This is a genomic window from Dietzia maris, from assembly GCF_014144855.1.
GTDB classification, from domain to species: domain Bacteria; phylum Actinomycetota; class Actinomycetes; order Mycobacteriales; family Mycobacteriaceae; genus Dietzia; species Dietzia kunjamensis.
Window position 1 is genome coordinate 1 of record NZ_JAALDN010000148.1, and the last position, 4,230, is coordinate 4,230.

Annotated in this window: 5 protein-coding genes; 2 read left to right on the top strand and 3 right to left on the bottom strand. The window is 71.5% G+C overall.

Annotation, left to right across the window (positions count from 1 at the left end):
* A partial coding sequence (locus G6024_RS05505; protein ID WP_194307275.1) for a HesA/MoeB/ThiF family protein occupies window positions 1–517 on the bottom strand: 517 nt, incomplete at its 3' end.
* Window positions 514–1,524 (bottom strand): DUF3152 domain-containing protein, encoded by a 1,011-nt coding sequence (locus G6024_RS05510; protein WP_067712339.1) that lies wholly within the window; start codon window positions 1,522–1,524, stop codon window positions 514–516. The genes G6024_RS05505 and G6024_RS05510, both read right to left, overlap by 4 nt.
* A 151-nt stretch (window positions 1,525–1,675) precedes the next feature.
* Here G6024_RS05510 and G6024_RS05515 point away from each other — a divergent pair, with 151 nt between their 5' ends.
* The gene (locus G6024_RS05515; protein ID WP_067712337.1) at window positions 1,676–2,341 is read left to right on the top strand and encodes a TetR/AcrR family transcriptional regulator; all 666 of its coding nucleotides are present in this window, start codon (window positions 1,676–1,678) and stop codon (window positions 2,339–2,341) included.
* Window positions 2,342–2,392: 51 nt separating this feature from the next.
* Here G6024_RS05515 and G6024_RS05520 read toward each other — a convergent pair whose 3' ends face one another.
* Window positions 2,393–2,620: a DUF3107 domain-containing protein gene (locus G6024_RS05520; protein WP_067712332.1), complete on the bottom strand. Its 228-nt coding sequence runs from the start codon at window positions 2,618–2,620 to the stop codon at window positions 2,393–2,395.
* A gap of 287 nt (window positions 2,621–2,907) precedes the next feature.
* On the opposite strand from G6024_RS05520, the gene G6024_RS05525 reads away from it, so the two are divergent.
* Window positions 2,908–4,230, top strand: a 1,323-nt coding sequence (locus tag G6024_RS05525) for a DEAD/DEAH box helicase (RefSeq protein ID WP_235027771.1), incomplete at its 3' end; no start/stop codon positions are given.

Consider the following 4,230-nt stretch of genomic DNA (forward strand, 5'->3'; position numbering starts at 1 on the left):
CGATGGTCCCCCAGATGAGCGGGATCCCGGCGATCTCACAGGCGTCGGAGACCAGGTACCTGGTCGCGAAGTTGTCGCTGCCGTCGATCACCAGATCATGGCCCTCGAGAAGCGACTCGATGTTCAGGGCGTCGAGTCGGGCGTGGATCGCGTCGACCCGGACCCCGGGCGCCAACTCGGCCAGACGGTCCCTCGCCGAGTCCACCTTGGGTCGGCCCACGGCCCCGACGGAGTGGATCACCTGCCGGTGCAGGTTGCCGAGGTCCACCTCGTCGTCGTCGACGACCGTGATCCGCCCGACACCCGCCGCGGCAAGGTACATGAGCACCGGGGCACCCAGGCCGCCGGCACCCACGACGAACACCGACGCGGCGCGCAGGCGACGCTGCCCCTCGTCGCCGATCGCGCCGAGCAACAGGTGCCGCGAGTACCGTTCCCGCTCGTCCCTCGTCAGCTCCGGTACCGGGTCCACCAGCGGGGGAAGGCCGCGGTCCCCCGGTCCGCCCGCGGCGGTCATCCCGCCACCGGGGGTCCGTCGGGGAACGGCCACGCGTTGTATCGACACGTGTCGTCGTTGTCCGGGACCACGCCCTCGGGATCCAACTGGTGGATGTCGCCGTTGTTCACGCCGAACGTCTGCTGCATCATGATCGGCGCCAGGGCGCCGTCCGCGGGGCACGGCTCGTGGGCCGGGTAGCCGATCGCGTGGCCGACCTCGTGGTTGACCAGGTATTGCCGGTAGGACCCGATGTCGCCCTGGAACGACCTCGCTCCCCGCACCCAGCGCGCGAGGTTGAGGTAGACGCGACCCGTGGCCGAGTTGTAGCAACTCGCCTCGAGTTCGATGTCGTACCCGCAGTTCTCGCGGACCGTCATGGGGCTCGCCAGCGAGACCCGGAACGCGGGCTCGTCACCGGCGATCCGCCGGAACGCGACTGCGCCGTCGGCCGTCCAGCTCTTGGGGTTGGCCAGGGTCGCGTCGACCATCCTGGCGACCGAGTCGTCCCCGCCGAAGTCGACGGTGTCGATCCCGTCCTCGACCTCGACCGTGTAGCTGAACTGCTCGGCCGTCGGGCGTCCCACCGGATCGGTGCCGCCGGGCACGATCCTGAACTCCCCGCTCGCGGCCCCGATGAAGGAGCCGCCCTCCGGCAACTCACCACTGGGCGGGACCTCACCCGCCGCGGGTACCCCGACCACGGCCGGGGTCTCTTCCGCCCGGACCACCCGGTCCTCGTCCGACGCGCCCGGCGAGACGATGGCGTCCCCGATCACCAGGGCGGTGAGCACCACGAGCACCGGGATCGCGTACGCGCGCCAGCCCCAGGTGGCCAAGAACCTGCCGACCGGGGTCTGCCGACGCAGGTGGTCCCGGGATCCGGGCACCGACCGGCGGCGCCCCGGGGTCGACTCCTGCGGGTCCCACGGCGCGCGCAGCGGCTCGCCGTGCGGAGGGTAGTACGGGGGTCGCTGACGACCCTCGGCGTCCGCACCGCCCGGCGTCCGGCGACGGCCGTCGCTCATCCGTACACCTCCACGTCCACTCCTGAAGTCAAGGCCTACACGATCCCACATGAGGGGTGAGGCGCCTCCTCCCGCACTCCGCGGCTGCGGGTATTGTCCGTCTGGCCCGGACGCCTGTCGACTCCCGCCCGGGCGGAGAAGGAGCCAGCAGATGACGAGCCCGGACGGATCCTTCCCGGCCGCACCGGGCCGCACCCGAGCGGCCCGGCTCCCCCGCGGGGCCCGGCGCAGCCAGCTGATCGACGCCGCCGGGACCGTGTTCGTCGACCAGGGCTTCCACGCCTCCGGGATGGATGACATCGCCGTCCTGGCCGGCGTCTCCAAGCCGGTGCTCTACCAGCACTTCGATTCCAAACGTGACCTGTACATCGAGGTGCTGCGCCACCACGTCGACGAACTGCTCGGACGCATCCGTGCCGCGCTGGACTCGACCTCCGACAACCGGCGCAGGGTCGAGGCGGCCGTCGACACGTTCTTCGCGTACGCCGACGCCGACACCCGCGGGTTCCGGCTGGTCTTCTACTCCGAGTCCGGTGACGAGGACGTCCGGCGGGAACTCGACCGGGCCACCGACGGCTGCATCGACGCGGTCCACGACCTCGTCCGCGGGGACTCGGGGCTCGACGCCCACCGCTCGCGACTGCTGGCCGTCGGACTGGTCGGGGCCAGTCGTGTCAGCGCCGGGCACTGGCTCGACGCCGGCCGGCCGATCCCCCGCGCGGACGCCGTCTCGACGACGGTCACGCTGTGCTGGGGCGGCCTGTCGAAGATCCCTTGTCACGGAAGGGACCGGACCGAGCCGGACAACCAGGCCTGACCCCCGGGGGTCGGGGCCGCGAGGGCGGCCCCCGGCCCGGGGTTCACTCCCTCAGGAGAGGAACCCGACCGCGCGGCGCGCGGTCTCGCCGATCTCGACGTACGCCACCCGATCGGTGGACACGAGGTAACGGCGCCCCTTCTCGTCCTCGAGCTCGAGTACCGCCTTGGCCTCCGCGGTCAGGGCCGCCTCGACGCGCTTGTACACGTCCTCCGGCGTCATCCCGGTCTTGAACACGAGCTCACGGTTGCTGTCGGCGATGCCGATCTTGACCTCCACGGTGCCTGCCCTTCTCGTCGTAGGCGCATGTCACGCCGTCATCGGCGGTGCGTGCGGTCCAGGCTAGCCCGACGCGCTCGAAAGGCGGCGGCACGGGATAGGATGTGTGCACGTGGATCACTCCCCGGGTCCGGATCGCTCCGGCGCCGGGCGTGACAGGTCCCGTGGAAATGTGCGCGCGCCCCGCTCGCGAGGCCGGACCTTGTGCGGCCCGAACCATCCGCGCGCGAGACGAGAAAGGCACCGCCCTGTCCACCACAGATGTCACCACCGAAGAAGTCGACGGCATGGCCACGACGACCGCCGTCGTCGACGCCCCGTCCTCCGACTCCTCCCCCAGCTTCGCCGAGCTCGGCGTCCGCCCGGAGATCGTCACCGCGCTCGCCGAGCGCGGGATCACCCACACGTTCGCCATCCAGGAACTCACCCTCCCGCTGGCACTGGCCGGATCCGACCTCATCGGTCAGGCCCGGACCGGCATGGGCAAGACCTACGGGTTCGGCGTCCCGCTCCTCCACCGCATCGCCACCGGCGAGGCGACCAGGACGCTCGACGGCACCCCGCGGGCGCTCATCATCGTCCCCACCCGCGAGCTGTGCGTCCAGGTCACCCAGGACCTCAAGATCGCCGCGACCGGCCTCACCGCGCCGGCGGCCTCCGGGTCCGGCACCCGCCCGCTCAAGGTCCTCGCGATCTACGGCGGAACGCCGTACGAGCAGCAGACCGAGGCCCTGGAGAAGGGCGTCGACGTGGTCGTCGGCACCCCCGGCCGCCTGCTCGACCTCGCGAACCAGTCGAAGCTCGTGCTGGGCAAGGTCGAGGCCCTCGTCCTCGACGAGGCCGACGAGATGCTCGACCTGGGCTTCCTGCCCGACATCGAGAAGCTGCTGCGCATGGTCCCGGAGAAGCGCCAGACCATGCTGTTCTCGGCCACCATGCCCGGCCCGATCATCACCCTGGCCCGCACCTTCCTCACCAAACCCACCCACATCCGCGCCGAGGCCGCCGACTCCGGCGCCACGCACGAGAACACCACCCAGTACGTCTACCGGGCCCATTCGCTCGACAAGCCCGAGGTGGTCTCCCGGATCCTCCAGGCCGAGGGCCGTGGCGCCACCATGATCTTCTGCCGCACCAAGCGCACCGCCCAGAAGTTGGCCGACGATCTCGCGGAGCGTGGCTTCCGGGTGGGCGCCATCCACGGCGACCTCGGCCAGGGAGCGCGTGAGAAGTCCCTCAAGGCGTTCCGCTCCGGTGACGTCGACGTCCTCGTCGCCACCGATGTCGCGGCCCGCGGGATCGACGTCGACGATGTCACCCACGTCATCAACTACCAGTGCCCGGAGGACGAGAAGACCTACGTGCACCGGATCGGCCGCACGGGCCGCGCCGGACGCACGGGTGTCGCCGTCACCCTCGTGGACTGGGACGACCTGCCCCGGTGGGGCCTGATCGACAAGGCCCTCGGACTCGGGTCCGGTGAGCCCGCCGAGACCTACTCGACGTCCCCGCACCTGCGGTCCGATCTCGGGATCCCGGAGAGCGCCGGCGGACGCGTCGGCGCCCCCACCGGGACCGGCTCCGGCCGCCGCCCGGCCGACCGCGACTCC

What these genes read in the sequence shown, in the direction of transcription:
- G6024_RS05510 (WP_067712339.1), bottom strand. Translation starts at nt 1,524, where the DNA reads ATGAGCGACGGCCGTCGCCGGACGCCGGGCGGTGCGGACGCCGAGGGT.
- G6024_RS05515 (WP_067712337.1), top strand. Translation starts at nt 1,676, where the DNA reads ATGACGAGCCCGGACGGATCCTTCCCGGCCGCACCGGGCCGCACCCGA.